Here is a 16,776-nt window from a genome sequence, read left to right as displayed (position 1 = left end):
TCCTGCTGGGGGTGGTGCATTGGCAGACTGCCTGAATTTATGAATCATGGGTATCTTCACACAGATTCAGGGCAACTTTCCCCATTTTCTTTCCAGACTCGAGATGATTCAAGGCATGATGGATCTGCTCCAGGGGGAAGCTGCGATCAATCACCGGTTGAATTCGGTGGCGTTGGACGAACTTCAGAAGGTCGCTGAATTCGGCGAGCGTTCCACCGGTAGAACCGAAGATCTGGAGCTGGCGCACGAACAGGCGCTGCAAATCCGCGCCCGGCTGAGCTCCGGATGTGGCCCCGCAGGTTACCAGTCGCCCACCCCGTACCAGTGATTTCATGGCCTGGGACCAGACCGCTTCGCCGATGTTTTCAATCACCACATCCACGCCGCGCCCGTTCGTGTATTCAAGGGCCGCTTTCGCCACCTCCTGATCCTGACTGTTGATGGCGGCATCGGCCCCCATGGCCAGGGCGCGGTCGAGTTTGTCCGTGTCGCGAGAGGTTACAATTACCCTGGCGCCTGCCGCTTTAGCCAGTTGCATCGCCGCCAGCGATACCCCGCCACCCACGCCAAACACCAGAACGGTTTCCCAGGGTTTCAGTTGGGCCTTGGTGAACAGCATCCGCCAGGCGGTCAGGAAGTTTACCCCCAGAGCGGCACCTTCGGCGAAAGTGAGGTGTCCTGGCATTGGAAAAACATTGGCTGCCGGCACGCTGATCCACTCGGCGAAGGTGCCGTCGGTCTGCTCTCCCAGAAACTGAATTCGCAGGCACAGGCTCTGATCGCCCCGTTGGCAGAATTCGCACTGGCCACAGCTGAGGGCCGGAAACAGCACCACCGATTGCCCTTCGTGAAAGTGCCCGCTGGCCTTGCCGGTTTCCGCGACAACGCCGGCCCCGTCCACGCCCATGATCTGAGGCAAATGGTGCGTGATGCCGGCGCCACTGTTGCGCATATACAGGTCGACCTGGTTGAGAGTAGCGGCCTTGACGTGAACCAGAATGTCACCGGGCTGACGCCGAGGTTTTTCACAGTGCCGGACTTCGACCACTTCGTTGCCACCGTGGCCGGTAATAAATGCGGCTTTCATCATAGCTTCTCCTGCGTTGTGCCAGTATTGCTGGTTTATCGGAAGTTGCGTTTCACCAGGGTCTCAATTGCCCCCACAATCCCGCTGCGGAAGGCCAGTACGGTCAGTACAAAGATGCCGCCGAGGATCGGATCTACCCAGTCGCGCAGCGGCCCCTGGGACAGCTGGTATTCGATGTTCACCACAAAGGTGGCGCCCACCACCGGCCCCAGCAGCGTACCCATGCCGCCCACCAGAGTCATCAGGATGACCTCGCCCGACATGTGCCAGTGGGCATCGTTCAGGGACGCCAGCTGGAACACCACGGATTTCATGGAGCCGGCCAGGCCCGCCAGCGCGGCGGAGATGACAAAGGCCAGGATCTTGTAGCGATCCACGTTGTACCCCAGCGACACCGCCCGCGGCTCGTTCTGCTTGATGGCTTTCAGGATCTGCCCGTACGGGCTGCTGACAATGCGCTGCACCAGCAGGTAGCAGGCGATGAACACCACCAGCACGAAGTAGTACATGTTGAGGTTGTCTTCGAGGTTGATCAGGCCAAACAGCTCGCCCCGGGGGATACCGTGCATGCCGTCTTCGCCGCCGGTGAATTCCGACTGCACAAAGAAGAAGAACACCAGCTGTGCCAGCGCCAGGGTGACCATGGCGAAGTAGATGCCTTGCCGGCGGATCGACAGCAACGCAAAGGCCAGCCCCAACAGGGTAGCCGTGGCGGTACCGGCAATGATACCCAGCTCGGTGGTCAGGCCCGAGACATTACTGAGCAGGTAGCCCGTGGTGTAGCCCCCAGTGGCCAGGAAGGCGGCATGACCGAAGGACAGCAAACCGGTAAAGCCGAACAGCAGGTTGAAGGCCACCGCAAACAGCGCAAAACACAGGATCTTCATCAGGAAGACCGGGTACATCACGAAGGGGGCAGCCAGCAGCAACAGCAGCAGCACGCCGTTCACCATCAGTTTCTTGCGGTCCTGGATCTTCTGCTGCTCGACAATGGCTTTGTGGATGTCGGCAGGGTTCACAGACTGGTTCATGATTATGCCTCCTTACCGAACAGGCCACTGGGCCGGAACATCAGCACCAGAACCATGACGAGGAAAATGACCGCCGAGGAAGCCGGCGGGTAGAAGGTTTTGGTCAGCCCCTCAATAACGCCCATCAGAATGCCGGTGATGATAGCGCCACCAATGGAGCCCATGCCGCCGATCACCACCACGGCAAACACGGTAATCAGGGTCGCCGCCCCCATAACCGGCGTAACCGAGTAAATCGGTGCGGCCAGAACACCGGCGAACGCCGCCAATGCCACACCAAAACCATAGGTCAGGCTGATAAGCAGAGGTACGTTAATACCAAAGCCCTGCATCAGCTGTGAATCCTCGGTACCGGCCCGTAAGTAGGAGCCGAGCTTGGTTTTTTCGATGATGAACCAGGTTGCAAAACACACAAGCAATGCCGCAACGATGACCCAGGCCCGATAATACGGCAGGAACATGAAGCCAAGATTGACCCCGCCTTTGAACATATCGGGCATGCTGTAGCGGAGCCCGGAAACACCGAACCAGTTCACCAGCACACCGGAAATGATCAGCGCAACACCGAAGGTCAGAAGCAGGCTGTAAATGTGATCCTGCCCGGCGATGCGGCGCAGCAGGAAATATTCAATGGCAACACCCAATGTGCCTACCAGCAAGGGTGCCAGGAAAAGGGCGACCCAATAGTTCACGCCCAGATAATCGAACATCAGCACGGTGCCCATGGCGCCAAGCATGTACATGGCGCCATGGGCGAAGTTGATGATCTTCAGCAGGCCGAAGATAACCGCAAGGCCAAGGCTTAACAGGGCATAAAAGGCGCCGTTGATAATCCCGATCAGCAGCTGGCCAGACAGCACAGCAAGGGGGACGCCGAAAATCATGGTCATGTTGCTAACTCCACAAGCAGCGCAGACGTTGTTTTTGTTGGGGTATTCGTCCGGGCGGGTGCCCGGCGCCGGTCGCGCCTGAAGACCGGGCACCGGGCAATTCCCCGTTGCTTAGTTCACCAGTTTGCACTTGCTCTCGGAAAGCGGACGGAAGGCCTCGTCTCCGGGAATGGTGCGAACAATTTCGTAAAGATCCCACTCATTGGCGGATTCCTCGGGCGTCTTTACCCGGGTCAGGTACATGTCGTGCACCATGCGGCCGTCTTCCCGGATGTAGCCGTTGCTGGCAAACATGTCGTTGATCGGTGTTTTGATCATTTGCTGGCGTACGGTCTGGGCATCGTCAGAGCCGGTAGCTTCAACTGCTTTGAGGTATTGCATGGTGCTGGAGTAGACCCCGGCATGAATCATCGTGGGGCGCACGCCGGTTTCCGCCATGAAGCGATCGGACCATTCGCGGGTTTCGTCGTTCATGTCCCAGTACCAGCCGGTGGTGAGCTCCAGCCCCTGGGCGACTTCCGGGCCCAGGGCGTGAATGTCGCTCAGAAACACCACCAGACCGGCAATGGCCTGGCCTGCCTGGGTCACACCAAATTCCGCCGCGGTGGTGATGGCGTTGGTGGTATCGGAGCCGGCATTCGCCAGGGCGATCACGTCGGCACCGGAAGACTGCGCCTGCAAGATGAAGGAGGAAAAGTCAGAGGTCGGGAAGGGGTGTCGAATGCTGCCCACCACTTCGCCTCCATTGGCCTCTACCACGCGGGTCACGTCGGCCTCCAGAGCATGGCCGAAGGCATAGTCGGCGGCTAGAATGAACCAGCGCTTGTTGCCTTCCTTAACCATGGCGGTCGGGGTGCCGACGGAGAAGGCATAGGTGTCGTACACGTAGTGAATGTGATTGGGTGTGCAGCTTTCGTTTGAAATACTCGCTGCAGCGGCACCGGATACCAACCCGAGTTTATCGTTCTGCTCCAGCAGGCGTACCGCCGCCAGAGTCACCGAAGACGCCACCAGGCCGCCCACCATGTCCACGCCATCGTTCTCCAGCCAGCGGCGTACCGTACTTGAGGCTACGTCGGCGCTGTTACGATCATCCGCACTGACGATTTCAATCTTTGCCCCGTTGACTCGTCCCCCGAAATCCGCGACCGCCATCTCCATGGCTTTCAGCCCGTTTGGGCCAGCCAGATCCCGGTAAGTGCCAGACATGTCGGCCAGGTAGCCAATTTTTACAGTGTTGTCCGAGATAGCCGCCTGGGCACCTCCAGCCATCAGGGCTGAGGCAACGGCTGAGGTCAGAAGCTTTTTCATCATTGTCATTGTTGTTTCTCCGCTACTGTCTTGCGTTGGTTCGGGTTGTTGTTGGTGTCGGGTCAGACCCCGAGATAGCTGTCCAGCACCGACTGCTTGGCGCTCAGTTCGTTGGCGCTGATTTCTTCCACAATCCGGCCATGCTCCACCACGTAGTGTCGGTCGGCCAACGGCGCGGCAAAGTGGAAATTCTGCTCCACCAGAACAATGGTCAGGCCCTTGTTCTTCAGAGCTATCAGAACTTCCCCCAGTTTCTCCACGATCACCGGAGCCAGGCCTTCGGTGATTTCATCCAGCAACAGCATGTTGGCGCCGGTGCGCAGAATGCGGGCCATGGCCAGCATCTGCTGTTCGCCGCCAGAGAGCTTGGTGCCCTGGCTGAAGCGGCGCTCGTAGAGGTTGGGGAACATGGTGTAGATTTCTTCCAGGCTCATGCCGCCGCTGCGTACCACCGGCGGCAGGGTCAGGTTTTCCTGCACGCTGAGGGAGGAAAAAATGCCCCGATGTTCGGGGCAATACCCGACCCCCAACCTGGCAATATGATGAGGCGCGCGCTGCATGGTTTCTTCGCCGTTGATCATGATGGAGCCGGTGCGCCGGCCCACCATGTTCATGATGGCCTTCAGCGTGGTGCTGCGCCCGGCGCCGTTGCGGCCCAGCAGGGTGACCAGTTCGCCACGGTGCACCATCAGATCAATGCCGTGCAGAATGTGAGATTGGCCATAGTATGCGTGCAAGCCGGAAATGCGCAGCTGCTCGTATTCGCGATCCGGGCTCTTGCTCATTGGGCCGCCTCCACGTTATCACTGGCGGCGCCCTGTGAACCCCGTTCGCCGCTGCCGGCACTGCCCATGTACACCTCACGCACCCGTGGGTCGGCAGAAACCGTGTGGTAATCGCCCTCAGCCAATACTGCCCCCTGGGCCAAGACGGTGATGCGGTCGCACAGCTTGCTGACCACGCTCAGGTTGTGCTCCACCATCAGCACTGTGCGGCCCTGGGCGGCCTTGCGCACCAGTGCCACCACGCGGTCGACGTCTTCCGAGCCCATGCCCTGGGTGGGTTCATCCAGCAGCAACAGCTGGGGTTCCATGGCCAGGGTGGTGGCCAGCTCCAGCGCCCGTTTTCGGCCGTAGGCCAGCTCCACCGTGGTGGTGTTGGCGAACTCGGCCAGGCCGACAGACTCCAGCAGCTCCATGCAGCGCTCGTTGAGCTTGTGCAGGGAGTTGCCGGATTTCCAGAAACTGTAGGACGAGCCCTCTGCGGTTTGCAGGGCCACACGGATATTCTCCAGCGCGGTCATGTGGGGGAACACGGCGGAGATCTGGAACGAGCGAACAATGCCTTTGCGGGCAATGGCGGCGGATTTCAGGGGAGTGATGTCTTCCCCGTGAAAGAGGATCTGGCCACGGGTAGGCTGAAGAAATTTCGTCAACAGGTTGAACACGGTGGTCTTGCCGGCACCGTTGGGGCCGATCAGGGCGTGGATGCTGCCTTCGCTGATCAGCAGGTCGACGTCATCTACGGCGGTAAAGCCGCTGAACTCTTTGGTCAGGTTGCGTGCTTCAAGTACGGGTCTGGTCATCATGCCGCCTTTTGTCATTGTTTAAATCTGGCAGGATGGAAAAAAACCCATCTTCCCATTACCGGAGAAAATGGGTGAAAAGCCCAAGGACGGAGTGATTCGTTATTTGGGCAGGTATTCCCTTGCGATGATGTTCTTCATAATCTGGGCGGTGCCGTCGCCAATCTGCAGCCCGAGCACGTCGCGCAGCCGCTGGGCAAAGGGCAGATCCTCGCCCCAGCCGGTATGGCCGTGGGCCAGCAGGCACTGTTTCACCACATCAAACGCCAGCTTGGGTCCCCACCATTTATTCATGGCGGCCTCCGCGTTGTGGGGCAGGTTGTTATCCTTCAGCCACAAAGCGTGGTAGCACTGCATGCGTGCGGCATGGACATAGGTCTGATACTCGGCCAGCGGGTGCGTCAGGCCCTGGAAAGCGGCAAGGTTCTGGCCGAAGGCGGTACGCTCGGTCAGCCACTGCCAGGTTTCATCCAGGGATTGCTGGGCTACGGCCAGGCACTGGAGGCCAATCAGGGCACGGCTGTAATCAAAGCCTTGCATCACCTGTTTGAAGCCTTTGCCCTCGTCTCCCATCATGTAATTGGCGGGCACTTCCACGTTGTCAAAGAAGATGGAGCCACGGCCGATAGCGCGCTGGCCGTTATCTTCAAAGCGGGTGGTGGTGATACCCGGGGTGTTCATGGGTACCAGAAACGCACTGATGCCTGAGGCTCGTTGCTCAACGGTACCGGTGCGGGCAAATACCACCGCCACATCCGCCTGGTCGGCCATCGAGATGGACGTTTTCTCGCCGTTGAGCACGTAGACATCACCTTTCTTCTCGGCTTTCAGGCGCAGGTTGGCCGCATCGGAGCCACCGTGGGGCTCGGTCAGGGCAATGCAGGCAACCTTCTGGCCGGTCGTCATGCCGTGCAACCATTCTTTGGCAAGCTCCGGGCTGGCATGGCTGGCAATGATCTGGCCATTCAGCGACGTCAGCAGCGGGATGTAGCCTACGTTGAAATCGCCTTTGGCAATCTCCTCAATGATCAGGCCGCTGGTGACGCAGTCCATGCCGCTGCCGCCGAATTCTTCCGGCAGTTCACCACCGAGCAGGCCCATCTCACCAAGCTGGCGGATCACGTCGCGCTCGATCACCCCTTCCTGATCGCGCTTGCGATAGCCCGGAGCCAGCACCTCGGCGCTGAAACGGGCCACAACCTCGCGGATCGCGTTCTGTTCTTCATTGAATGCGAAATTCATGGTGTTCTCCGGGTCTGGTTGCCGCCCGGCCGAGAGTTGCGGCCGGGCTCAGGGCTTATTTGTAGTATTTGCGGAATTCCGGCTTGCGCTTTTCCTTGAAGGCATTCACGCCTTCCTTGGACTCCTCGGTGTCGTAGTACAGGCTCAGTGCCTGCATACCGAGGGCGCCAATGCCACCGATGTTGTCGCTGTCCGCGTTGAAGGAGCGCTTGGCGATGGTCAGTGCCGTCGGGCTCTTCTCGAGGATTTCCTCGCACCACTTCTGAACTTCCTCATCCAGCTGCTCGGGCGGCACCACGGCATTCACGAGGCCCCACTCCAGTGCTTGTTTGGCGCTGTATTTTCGGCACAGGTACCAGATTTCCCGGGCCCGTTTTTCGCCAACAACACGGGCCAGGTAGGCGGTGCCAAAGCCTGGGTCCACCGAGCCGACCTTGGGGCCGACCTGGCCGAAGATAGCGGTCTCAGAGGCAATGCTCAGGTCACAGATCACGTGCAGTACGTGGCCACCACCAATGGCGAAGCCGTTAACGCGGGCGATGACCGGTTTGGGAACTTCACGGATGGTGCGTTGCAGTTCTTCCACCGGCAGGCCGATCAGGCCGCGGCCGTCGTACTGGCCCTCGTGAGCACCCTGGTCGCCGCCGGTACAGAAGGCTTTGTCGCCGGCGCCGGTGAACACAATCACCCCGATCTCTTTGTTCCAGCCGGCGCGGTTGAAGGCGTCCAGAAGCTCCATGCAGGTCTGGCCGCGGAAGGCGTTGTAGCGGTCCGGACGGTTGATGGTGATGGTGGCTACGCCGTTGTTCTCTTCGTACAGAATGTCTTCGTAATTCATGATGCGTTCTCCTGAATCTTGTTGTGGTGCGCTTAGCCGGCCATGGTCAGGCCGCCGGACACACTGATCACCTGGCCGGTGATGAAATTCGCGTCGTCACTGGCAAGCAGGGCGATGATGCCGGGATAGTCTTCCGGCTGGGCCAGGCGCTTCATGGGAACGGCATTGCGGAAGGCTTCCAGCAGTTTTTCCGGGTTCGGGGCGGTTTCCGCCACGCCCTTGAGCAGGGCGGTATCGGTAGGGCCGGGGCAGACCACGTTCAGGCACACGTTCTTGGTCGCCAGTTCTCGGGCAACGGTCTTGCTGAAGCCCACCAGGCCGGCTTTGCAGGCGGCGTAGACGGATTCACCGGAAGAGCCAACGCGCGCTGCGTCCGAGGCTACGTTGATGACCTTGCCGCCGCCGGCTGCGATCATCTTCGGCAGCACCACGTGGTGCATGTTCAGAGCACCGGTCAGGTTAACGGCAATCAGCTGATCCCAAAGCTTGGGTTCGGTCTTCAGGAATGGCATGAAACGGTCGAAACCGGCGTTGTTTACCAGCACGGTCGGTACGCCCAGCTCGCTCTCAATAGTGGAAACCGTGTCATTGATGGCGGCGTAGTTGGTGATGTCTGCCGCATAGGCTTTCGCCTTGCCGCCGTTTTCGGTGATCAGGTCGACGGTGGCTTGGGCGGCGCCGGCATCACGATCGAGGACCGCCACCAGGCTGCCTTCTTCAGCAAAGCGCAGGCAGACGGCGCGGCCGATACCACCGCCACCGCCGGTCACAATGACTGTTTTTCCGTTAAGGCCTCTCATGTTGATCTCCTGTTTTGTGTTTTAAATGGGTTAGCTGCGCTTGGCGGGCTCAACACGAATGTCTTTGGCTTGCTCGCGCAGTTTGAATTTCTGGATCTTGCCGGATGCGGTCCGGGGCATGGCTTCGATGACCTGCAGGTATTCCGGCAGATAGCTCTTGGAGAGCTTCTGTTCCATGAGGTAGTTCTTGACGTCGTCCAGGCTGAGGTCGGTGCGGTGCTCTTCCAGTGTGACGTAGGCGCAGACCCGTTCCCCCAGGCGATCATCCGGGCAGCCGACCAGGGCCACATCGGCAATGCCGGGGAACTTGTAGAGCAGGTTCTCCACCTCAACGACGGGAATGTTCTCGCCGCCACGGATCACCACATCCTTGGTGCGCCCGGTAATGCGGATGTAGCCCTGTTCGTCCATGCGGGCGAGGTCACCGGTGCTGAACCAGCCGTCTTCATCCACGCCGTATAATTCGGGGCGTTTGAGATAGCCAACAAACAGGCTGGCGCCGCGCATCATCAGGTTGCCCTCCTCGCCGGCAGCCACGGGGTTGCCTTTGAAGTCGGTAACTTTCACTTCAGTGAAGGGCAGTGCTACGCCATCGGACTGGCTGGCGCGTTCGGCCGGATCTTCCGGGCGGGTCATGGTGACGGCGCCGTTCTCGGTCATGCCCCAGGCGGATACGATCTTGGCTTTCAGGGTCTTGCTGGCCTGTTCAACGATGGCGCTCGGAATCGGCGCACCGGCGGATACGAAAATACGGAGCGAATCCAGTTCGCCCTCGTGTTTAGGTGCGGTCTTTACCAGGTCGGCCAGGAACGGTGTCGAGGCCATGGTGAATGCGGGTTTCTCGGTAGCAATGACCTTGCACACGAAATCTGCATCCCAGATGTCCTGAAGGATGGCGGTTGTGCCCAGATAGACGGGCATCATGATGCCGTACAGGAAACCGGTCTGATGTGCCACGGGCGAGGCCATCAGAATGCTGTCGTCAGAGCTCAGGTGCAGGCGGTCGGCGTAGGGGCGTACGTTGGAGAACAACGTGTTGGAGGTGTGCATCACCCCTTTGGGTTCACCCGTGGTGCCGGAGGTGTAGAGAATCTGGATAACGTCATCCGCGCCGGGCTTGGCCGCAGCAAACAGTGCGTCGGTGTCCTGTTGGTTTTCCCAGTCCGTGGCCAGCAGGCGTTGTTCAAAACTGCGCTCCCCTTCACCGCCGATCACCAGCAGGGTCTCCAGTTTTGGCAGTTCCGCCAGAAGGCCCTCGACCATGGCTTCGTAATCAAAGTTACGAAATACCTTCGGGATAACCAGCAGTTTGGCCTCGCCATGGTTGAGCATGAAGCGCAGTTCCCGTTCCCGGAAAATCGGCATCAACGGGTTGAGGATGGCGCCAATGCGCATACAGGCGAGGTGCAGGGCGGTAGTTTGCCACCAGTTGGGCAGCTGGCACGCCACCACGTCACCCTTCTGGATACCCAGGGCGGCAAGCCCTGCCGCCATGCGTGTCACGGTGTCGTTCAGTTGTCGGTAGGTCAGTGTGGTGCGTGAATCTTCAGTGACCTGGTAGCCCACGATGGCGCTGCGATCAGGGGTTCTGGCCACCGCCTCGTCGAGATAATCAGTAATGATCTTGTCGTTCCAGGCGCCGCTTTCCAGCATGGCAGCACGACGTTCCGGATTAAGAGAGATACCTGTCTCCATCTGATTCACCTATTGCGTCCGGTTTGTTGTTGTAAGGGGCGCAGTGTGAAAAGCCTGCCCCGGTTGTATGCAAGATACGCCTGCTCAAAATAATATGTCAACATGTTGCCTTAAAAAATATTCGGGTGTAGTCTCGGAAAAAGACGTTGAAGATTACTTGCGTTGGCTTTGTGGTTAGGCGGGCGATTCCTGAAGTGGGGAGAATTATGAATTACAACAATATATTGCTTGAAAGGCGCCGGTCAGTGGCCATGATCCGGTTACATCGGCCGGAGGTGTATAACGCACTGAACGGCGACTTGATGGATGAGCTGTCTCATGCGCTGGTCATGCTGGAGGCCGATAACGAAATCCGCGCTATCGTACTGACGGGAAGTGACAAGGCGTTTGCAGCCGGTGCCGACATCTCGGAGGTTCGCCAACTGGATTTTTCCCGGGCTTATAGAGAAGGCTTTGTATCGGCGAACTGGGAAGCGGTGACCCGTTGTCGGAAACCGGTGATTGCGGCGGTAGCTGGCCTGGCGCTGGGTGGTGGCTGTGAGTTGGCGATGATGTGCGACATGATCATTGCAGCTGACAATGCCCGTTTCGGTCAACCTGAAGTCAAGGTGGGAACCTTGCCCGGAGCCGGAGGCACCCAGCGCCTGGCAAGGGCTATCGGCAAGGCAAAGACCATGGATCTGTGCCTGACAGGGCGCACCATGGATGCTGAAGAAGCAGAACGAAGTGGTCTGGTAAGCCGGGTGGTTCCCTCAGAGACGCTGGTGGATCAGGCCCTGGCCGTGGCGGCCGAGATCGCTGGCCATTCGTTGATGGCGACCATGCTAAACAAAGACGCGGTTAACCAGGCCTTTGAAACTGGTCTGAAAGCGGGCGTGGACTATGAGCGCAGGTTGCTCTGGGCCAGTTTTGCCTCCGCTGACCGAGATGAAGGCATGGGCGCATTCCTGGAAAAGCGCCAGCCAGACTGGACCCACCGTTAACGGAAGCAAGCCGAGGAGCCGTTATGAACATTCATTTTACTCCGGAAGAACAGGCGTTCCGGCAAGAGGTACAGGCCTTTCTCAGGAGCAACCTGCCCGACGATCTGGCCCGGAAAGTCCGCCTTGGTCGCCGGCTGGCGAAGTCCGATCATCAGCGCTGGCAGAAAATACTGAGCCAGCAGGGATGGTACGCCGTCAACTGGCCGGTTGAGCATGGTGGCACTGGCTGGTCGGTGGTGCAAAAGCATATTTTTGATGAAGAGTGTGCCGCCGCCGGTGCTCCGAGAATTGTCTCCTTTGGCGTCAACATGGTGGCTCCGGTGATCATCAGGTTCGGTACGCCCGCCCAGAAGGACTATTACCTGCCGCGTATCCTTTCCGGCGAAGACTGGTGGTGCCAGGGCTATTCTGAACCGGGTGCCGGCTCAGACCTGGCGAGCCTGAAAACCCGGGCTCATCGGGATGGTGACCATTACGTGGTCAACGGCCAGAAAACCTGGACCACCTTGGGCCAGCATGCCAACCGCATCTTCTGCCTGGTACGCACCGATCCTGGCGCCAAAAAGCAGGAAGGTATCTCCTTTTTACTGATCGATATGGACACCCCGGGCATTACCGTGCGGCCGATCATTACTCTGGATGGCGAGCACGAAGTGAACGAAGTTTTCTTCGACAATGTCCGGGTGCCGGTTGAAAACCTGGTGGGAGAGGAAAACCGCGGCTGGACTTGCGCGAAATACCTGCTAACCCACGAGCGCACCGGCCAGGCGGGCATTGGTCTGTCCAAGGCCGCCCTGGAGCAGCTCAAGCGGATCGCGATGGCCGAGACGGTTCGTGGTCGGCCCCTGATTGAAGATCCCATGTTCCGGGCCCGCATTGCGGAAGTGGAAATGCGCCTGATGGCAGTGGAAATGAGCACCTTGCGCATCCTCGCGGCTACCCGCGATGGTGGCGTGCCGGGTGCGGAAAGCTCGCTGCTGAAAATTCAGGGTTCCGAAATTCGCCAGGCCATTACCAATCTGATGCGCAAGGCGCTCGGGTCCAACGCTCTGCCATTCCTGGAGCATGAGCTGGAGCCGGACTTTGACGGTGACCCGCTGTACCAGGATTACAGTGCGGCACCGGCCAGTCAGTACTTCAACATGCGCAAGCTGTCGATTTACGGCGGCTCCAATGAAATTCAGAAAAACATCATCGCCAAGATGGTTCTGGAACTCTAGGAGGGGACCATGGATTTCAATCTCAACGAAGAGCAGCAAATGCTGGCCGATACCGTCCAGCGCATGGTTCGGGACCAGTACAGCTTTGAAAAGCGCGAGGCGTATTATAAGAGTTCTGATGGCTTCAGCCCGGCGTTCTGGCAACAACTGTCGGAACTGGGGATAACTTCGGTACCGGTCGGCGCCGACTACGAGGGCTTCGGAGGCACCGGGGTGGAGAATATGCTGGTGATGACGGAATTGGGGCGCGGACTCTGTCTTGAGTCCTTTCTGCATTCCCAGATCTACGCGGCCGGCCTGGTGGAGCAGTTGGGTTCTGGCGAGCAGCGCCGGAGCCTCCTGCCCAAGGTTGCGGCGGGGGAATGGCGGCTGGCAGTGGCGGATGAAGAGCCTGGCAGCCATTACGACCCTGAGTCGATTGCCTGTACGGCCATTCCCTGTGACCGGGGCTGGAGGTTGGAAGGCTCCAAGCGGGTTGTCATCGGTGGTGATTCGGCAAAGTTCATCCTGGTCAGTGCAAAAATACAGGATACCGACGGCGTCAGCGTTTTCCTGATTGATCCGGAAGCGGATGGGGTTACCTTACAGAGCTACCCCTGCATCGATGGCCCCAGGGCCTGCGACCTGGCCCTGAACGGGGTGTACGTAGAGTGTGATGACCTGCTAGGTGCGCCCGGCAAAGCCGCTCCGGCGCTGATTTACCAGCGGGGGCGTGCGGGTGCTGCCCAGTGTGCAGAGGCTCTGGGCAGCATGGAAGAGGCTTTCCGGCTGACGCTCGACTACCTGAAAACCCGGCAGCAGTTCGGGGCGCCGATTGGTCGGTTCCAGTCGCTCCAGCACCGTATGGCGGATATCCGTGGTGAACTGGAACTGGCGCGTTCCATGGTTATCCTCGCGGCTTGCGTGGCAGATGATCAGGCATCGGATGAGCGTAGCCGGCAACTTGCGGCGGCCAAATTTGTGGTTGCCCGGGCCTCTCAGTTCATTGCGGAACAGGCCATTCAACTACACGGTGGCATTGGCATGACCTGGGAATACTCCCTGGCACACCATGCCAAACGGCTGGTGATGCTGACCCATCAGTTCGGTGATGATGACTTCCACCTCGCACAGTATTCGGCACTGCTGGATCTTCCCCGGCAGGTGGCCTGACGGCCCGCCCTGACAACAAGACTGACAACGGAGATACCGATATGGCTAACAAAGCAAGTTTCAACTGGGAAGATCCCCTGTTGCTGGATCAGCAACTGACCGAAGAAGAGCGTATGGTGCGTGACAGCGCCCGCCAGTTTGCCGAGAGCAAGTTACGGCCTCGGGTTCTGGACGCGTTTCGCAATGAACAGACGGATCCGGAGATCTTCCGGGAAATGGGGGAGACCGGCCTGCTGGGATGCACCATTCCCGAACAGTACGGCGGCAGTGGCCTGAACTACGTTTGCTATGGCCTGATTGCCCGGGAAGTGGAGCGGGTGGATTCCGGCTATCGCTCCATGATGAGTGTGCAGTCCTCCCTGGTGATGGTGCCCATCTACGAATTCGGCAACGAAGAAACCCGCCAGAAATACCTGCCCAAGCTGGCCTCTGGCGAGTGGATTGGCTGCTTCGGCTTAACAGAGCCCAATCATGGCTCTGATCCAGGCTCGATGATTACTCGCGCCCGCAAGGTGGAAGGCGGCTATCGCCTGACTGGCAGCAAGATGTGGATCACCAACAGCCCCATTGCCGACGTGTTTGTGGTGTGGGCCAAGGACGACGACGGTGCCATCCGCGGTTTTGTGCTGGAAAAAGGCTGGGAGGGCCTGAGTGCTCCTGCGATTCATGGCAAGGTAGGCCTGCGGGCCTCTATCACCGGCGAAATCGTGATGGATGGGGTGTTTGTTCCCGAGGTAAATGCCTTTCCGGATGTGCGTGGGCTGAAGGGGCCGTTCACCTGTCTGAATTCCGCCCGCTACGGTATTTCCTGGGGCGCCCTGGGTGCGGCCGAGGATTGCTGGCACACCGCCCGACAATACGTGCTGGACCGCCAACAGTTTGGCCGGCCCCTGGCAGCCAATCAGCTGATCCAGAAAAAGCTGGCGGACATGCAGACCGATATCACCCTGGCCCTGCAGGGCTGCCTGCGCCTGGGGCGGATGAAAGACGAAGGCACTGCAGCGGTGGAGATTACCTCCATCATGAAGCGTAACTCCTGTGGTAAGGCTCTTGAGATTGCTCGGCTGGCCAGAGACATGCTGGGTGGCAACGGCATCAGCGACGAGTTTGGCATTGCCCGCCATCTGGTGAATCTGGAAGTGGTGAACACTTACGAAGGCACTCACGACGTTCACGCGTTGATACTGGGCCGCGCGCAGACAGGCATTCAGGCGTTCTTCTGATTGGTGTTAAGGCAAAGTGCAAAAGCCGGGCTACCCGAAAGGTAACCCGGCTTTTTTGTGTGTGAGCAATCAGTTTGCGAAAAACATCCAATCAAAGTAGTTGTGAAGATCCTGCATGGCGTAGGCCTCGGCAGGCTGGGTCAGTTCGAACAGCAGACTTTGGTCTTTGGCTGGTTTCATAATGACACCTCGTGAAATTTTGGCTGATTGATCGGGGCAGGCGCATTTCCGGCTGCCTCACAACAGATATTGCATGAGCTGTGCCAAATTTTAAGTTGAGCTTAGCTATCTGAAATTTATGATTTTTCTGGATTGATTGGTGTTGAGGACGCAAAGTCCTGGGCAAGTTTGGGGCGCCGCGCACCAAACCAGAACGAAAAAACCCCGGCGGAAGCCGGGGTTAAAGGAGAGTTAACGTCCACAAGGAGTCTTTAGAAGTTATATTGCGCTGCAAACAGGAGTCGGTTCGCATCGCCATCAGAGCCGTCTACGTTTTCACGCTTCAGGAACTGATATTCAACACCCATCATCACGTTTTTGACCGGAGTCCATTTGTAGTTGGCCATCACCGCAGAGTTGGTTTCGCTTTGGCCGTCAACTGCGCCTGCGAAGCCAGCTGCAGCTGCGTCATCCTCAGCGTCGTCCCAGTCGACTTCAACCATGCCGTAGCCTATGTTGATGCTGCGACCACCGCCAAGGTCGAATCCGGCACCAATAGATCCACCGTAACCGGAAATTGTTTCTACGTCGCCATTACTGTCAACGTAGGCGCTGGCTGCACCGAAGTTTTCTCCGGAGCGGTATAGATAGCTGTTGGCGCCATCGCTGTATGAGAGCGTGCCCTGTAGCGTGATCATGTCGGTCAGCATCATTTTAGCGGCAACGAAGGTGGCAAAGCCAAAAGCGCTCTCATCATTGCTGCCGGTCTCGTAACCGACTTGGTGAGCAAGCAGAGCGGCGGAGTAGCTCATACCATCATTGGAATCTTCGATGCGCGCGGTGAAGGCGGGCATACTATCTTTCGTGTCAACAGAAGCCGTTGTGCCATTGCCGCCGACAGTTGTCGCTGTGAGGATTGAATTTTGTGGATCTTCGAGCGAAATCGATAGCGGACCGGACGTATAGCGAGCTTGTACCGTGCGAGCTTGATAGCCGGCCAAACCAGGTAGCGAGTCAAAATCCAGAGTGGCGGTGTTACCCACGAAGCTGCTGAAGTTCGACCAGGTTTGCCCCATCAGCACGCCGTTGTATTCACCGAATGCGTGACGCAGGCGCAGGCTACCTCCGCCGCTGCCTCGGAAGTCACCTTCAACGGTGACAGCGACGCCTTGCGGTGAAACCGTTTTGACACCCAAGCGGCTCTGAAAAGCATCAGCGCCAAAGTGACCATCACTGCCGCTGTCGGAGGCAAGCCCGGAATATGAACCTGATCGCGTACTTAACGCTTGGTTGTTGTCGATATCGTAGCTGGCATTCAGGCGTGCATAACCGTACACGCTTGCATCGTAGTCGCCGGCGGTAAAGCTGATTGCCTGCGCCTGAGAAGCCATTCCCAGCACTGTCACAGCCGCCGTCGCACGAATCGCCATTCGCAATTTATTGTTCTGCATTGTTGTTGTCTCCACATATTTTGTTTTTGTTGGACCAACTCCAACTTAGTAACGGATGGTTCACATTTCAAACAAAAAATGCATTAAATAGACCAACGTCTAAGCAGCT

General features: G+C 58.5%; 15 protein-coding genes. 4 read left to right on the top strand and 11 right to left on the bottom strand.

Going from position 1 to position 16,776, the window contains the following annotated elements; all coding sequences use genetic code 11:
• Positions 1–37: 37 nt before the first annotated feature.
• The 10 genes from DOQ08_RS08685 to DOQ08_RS08640 form a co-directional block, all read right to left on the bottom strand.
• Entirely contained in the window at positions 38–1,090 is a 1,053-nt protein-coding gene (locus tag DOQ08_RS08685; protein WP_206074818.1) for a zinc-binding dehydrogenase, read from the bottom strand.
• A gap of 32 nt (positions 1,091–1,122) precedes the next feature.
• The gene (locus tag DOQ08_RS08680) at positions 1,123–2,118 is read right to left on the bottom strand and encodes a branched-chain amino acid ABC transporter permease (RefSeq protein ID WP_114334506.1); all 996 of its coding nucleotides are present in this window, start codon (positions 2,116–2,118) and stop codon (positions 1,123–1,125) included.
• A 2-nt stretch (positions 2,119–2,120) separates the two neighbouring features.
• Positions 2,121–3,008: a branched-chain amino acid ABC transporter permease gene (locus DOQ08_RS08675; RefSeq protein WP_114334505.1), complete on the bottom strand. Its 888-nt coding sequence runs from the start codon at positions 3,006–3,008 to the stop codon at positions 2,121–2,123.
• 111 nt (positions 3,009–3,119) lie between these two features.
• Entirely contained in the window at positions 3,120–4,328 is a 1,209-nt protein-coding gene (locus DOQ08_RS08670) for an ABC transporter substrate-binding protein (protein ID WP_114334504.1), read from the bottom strand.
• A 53-nt stretch (positions 4,329–4,381) separates the two neighbouring features.
• A complete protein-coding gene (locus tag DOQ08_RS08665) occupies positions 4,382–5,104 on the bottom strand; it encodes an ABC transporter ATP-binding protein (protein ID WP_114334503.1) in 723 nt (240 codons plus the stop codon).
• Positions 5,101–5,904, bottom strand: a complete 804-nt coding sequence (locus DOQ08_RS08660) for an ABC transporter ATP-binding protein (protein ID WP_114334736.1) — start codon at positions 5,902–5,904, stop codon at positions 5,101–5,103. Before DOQ08_RS08660 ends, DOQ08_RS08665 begins: the two co-directional genes overlap by 4 nt.
• A gap of 102 nt (positions 5,905–6,006) precedes the next feature.
• Entirely contained in the window at positions 6,007–7,146 is a 1,140-nt protein-coding gene (aliB, locus tag DOQ08_RS08655) for a cyclohexanecarboxyl-CoA dehydrogenase (protein ID WP_114334502.1), read from the bottom strand.
• Positions 7,147–7,201: 55 nt separating this feature from the next.
• Complete coding sequence (gene badI / locus DOQ08_RS08650) at positions 7,202–7,984, bottom strand: 2-ketocyclohexanecarboxyl-CoA hydrolase (protein ID WP_114334501.1); 783 nt, start codon at positions 7,982–7,984, stop codon at positions 7,202–7,204.
• Positions 7,985–8,016: 32 nt separating this feature from the next.
• Positions 8,017–8,784, bottom strand: coding sequence for an SDR family NAD(P)-dependent oxidoreductase (locus tag DOQ08_RS08645; protein ID WP_114334500.1), 768 nt, complete (start codon positions 8,782–8,784; stop codon positions 8,017–8,019).
• Positions 8,785–8,814: 30 nt separating this feature from the next.
• Positions 8,815–10,479 (bottom strand): AMP-binding protein, encoded by a 1,665-nt coding sequence (locus DOQ08_RS08640; protein ID WP_114334499.1) that lies wholly within the window; start codon positions 10,477–10,479, stop codon positions 8,815–8,817.
• Between the two features lie 206 nt (positions 10,480–10,685).
• Between DOQ08_RS08640 and DOQ08_RS08635 the strand changes: the two genes are divergently transcribed.
• From DOQ08_RS08635 to DOQ08_RS08620, 4 genes are read left to right on the top strand one after another with little or no spacing between them, the layout of a single operon-like run.
• Complete coding sequence (locus tag DOQ08_RS08635) at positions 10,686–11,462, top strand: enoyl-CoA hydratase-related protein (protein WP_114334498.1); 777 nt, start codon at positions 10,686–10,688, stop codon at positions 11,460–11,462.
• A 23-nt stretch (positions 11,463–11,485) separates the two neighbouring features.
• Positions 11,486–12,682, top strand: coding sequence for an acyl-CoA dehydrogenase family protein (locus DOQ08_RS08630; RefSeq protein WP_114334497.1), 1,197 nt, complete (start codon positions 11,486–11,488; stop codon positions 12,680–12,682).
• Between the two features lie 9 nt (positions 12,683–12,691).
• Positions 12,692–13,834 (top strand): acyl-CoA dehydrogenase family protein, encoded by a 1,143-nt coding sequence (locus tag DOQ08_RS08625; protein ID WP_114334496.1) that lies wholly within the window; start codon positions 12,692–12,694, stop codon positions 13,832–13,834.
• Positions 13,835–13,875: 41 nt separating this feature from the next.
• Complete coding sequence (locus DOQ08_RS08620) at positions 13,876–15,057, top strand: acyl-CoA dehydrogenase (RefSeq protein ID WP_114334495.1); 1,182 nt, start codon at positions 13,876–13,878, stop codon at positions 15,055–15,057.
• A 431-nt stretch (positions 15,058–15,488) separates the two neighbouring features.
• Here DOQ08_RS08620 and DOQ08_RS08615 read toward each other — a convergent pair whose 3' ends face one another.
• Positions 15,489–16,667, bottom strand: coding sequence for a DcaP family trimeric outer membrane transporter (locus tag DOQ08_RS08615; RefSeq protein WP_165823633.1), 1,179 nt, complete (start codon positions 16,665–16,667; stop codon positions 15,489–15,491).
• Positions 16,668–16,776: the final 109 nt, after the last annotated feature.

This window comes from Marinobacter litoralis, from assembly GCF_003336705.1.
GTDB lineage: Bacteria > Pseudomonadota > Gammaproteobacteria > Pseudomonadales > Oleiphilaceae > Marinobacter > Marinobacter litoralis.
Note: the sequence above shows the minus strand (reverse complement) of the source record. Positions and strands in the feature narration are given on the sequence as shown.

Excerpts from the sequence above, each read along its gene's own strand:
- DOQ08_RS08645 (WP_114334500.1), bottom strand. The coding sequence starts at position 8,784 with ATGAGAGGCCTTAACGGAAAAACAGTCATTGTGACCGGCGGTGGCGGT.
- DOQ08_RS08670 (WP_114334504.1), bottom strand. The coding sequence starts at position 4,328 with ATGACAATGATGAAAAAGCTTCTGACCTCAGCCGTTGCCTCAGCCCTG.
- aliB (WP_114334502.1), bottom strand. The coding sequence starts at position 7,146 with ATGAATTTCGCATTCAATGAAGAACAGAACGCGATCCGCGAGGTTGTG.
- DOQ08_RS08665 (WP_114334503.1), bottom strand. The coding sequence starts at position 5,104 with ATGAGCAAGAGCCCGGATCGCGAATACGAGCAGCTGCGCATTTCCGGC.
- DOQ08_RS08640 (WP_114334499.1), bottom strand. The coding sequence starts at position 10,479 with ATGGAGACAGGTATCTCTCTTAATCCGGAACGTCGTGCTGCCATGCTG.
- DOQ08_RS08625 (WP_114334496.1), top strand. The coding sequence starts at position 12,692 with ATGGATTTCAATCTCAACGAAGAGCAGCAAATGCTGGCCGATACCGTC.
- DOQ08_RS08620 (WP_114334495.1), top strand. The coding sequence starts at position 13,876 with ATGGCTAACAAAGCAAGTTTCAACTGGGAAGATCCCCTGTTGCTGGAT.
- DOQ08_RS08660 (WP_114334736.1), bottom strand. The coding sequence starts at position 5,904 with ATGACCAGACCCGTACTTGAAGCACGCAACCTGACCAAAGAGTTCAGC.
- DOQ08_RS08635 (WP_114334498.1), top strand. The coding sequence starts at position 10,686 with ATGAATTACAACAATATATTGCTTGAAAGGCGCCGGTCAGTGGCCATG.
- badI (WP_114334501.1), bottom strand. The coding sequence starts at position 7,984 with ATGAATTACGAAGACATTCTGTACGAAGAGAACAACGGCGTAGCCACC.
- DOQ08_RS08675 (WP_114334505.1), bottom strand. The coding sequence starts at position 3,008 with ATGACCATGATTTTCGGCGTCCCCCTTGCTGTGCTGTCTGGCCAGCTG.
- DOQ08_RS08615 (WP_165823633.1), bottom strand. The coding sequence starts at position 16,667 with ATGCAGAACAATAAATTGCGAATGGCGATTCGTGCGACGGCGGCTGTG.
- DOQ08_RS08630 (WP_114334497.1), top strand. The coding sequence starts at position 11,486 with ATGAACATTCATTTTACTCCGGAAGAACAGGCGTTCCGGCAAGAGGTA.
- DOQ08_RS08685 (WP_206074818.1), bottom strand. The coding sequence starts at position 1,090 with ATGATGAAAGCCGCATTTATTACCGGCCACGGTGGCAACGAAGTGGTC.
- DOQ08_RS08680 (WP_114334506.1), bottom strand. The coding sequence starts at position 2,118 with ATGAACCAGTCTGTGAACCCTGCCGACATCCACAAAGCCATTGTCGAG.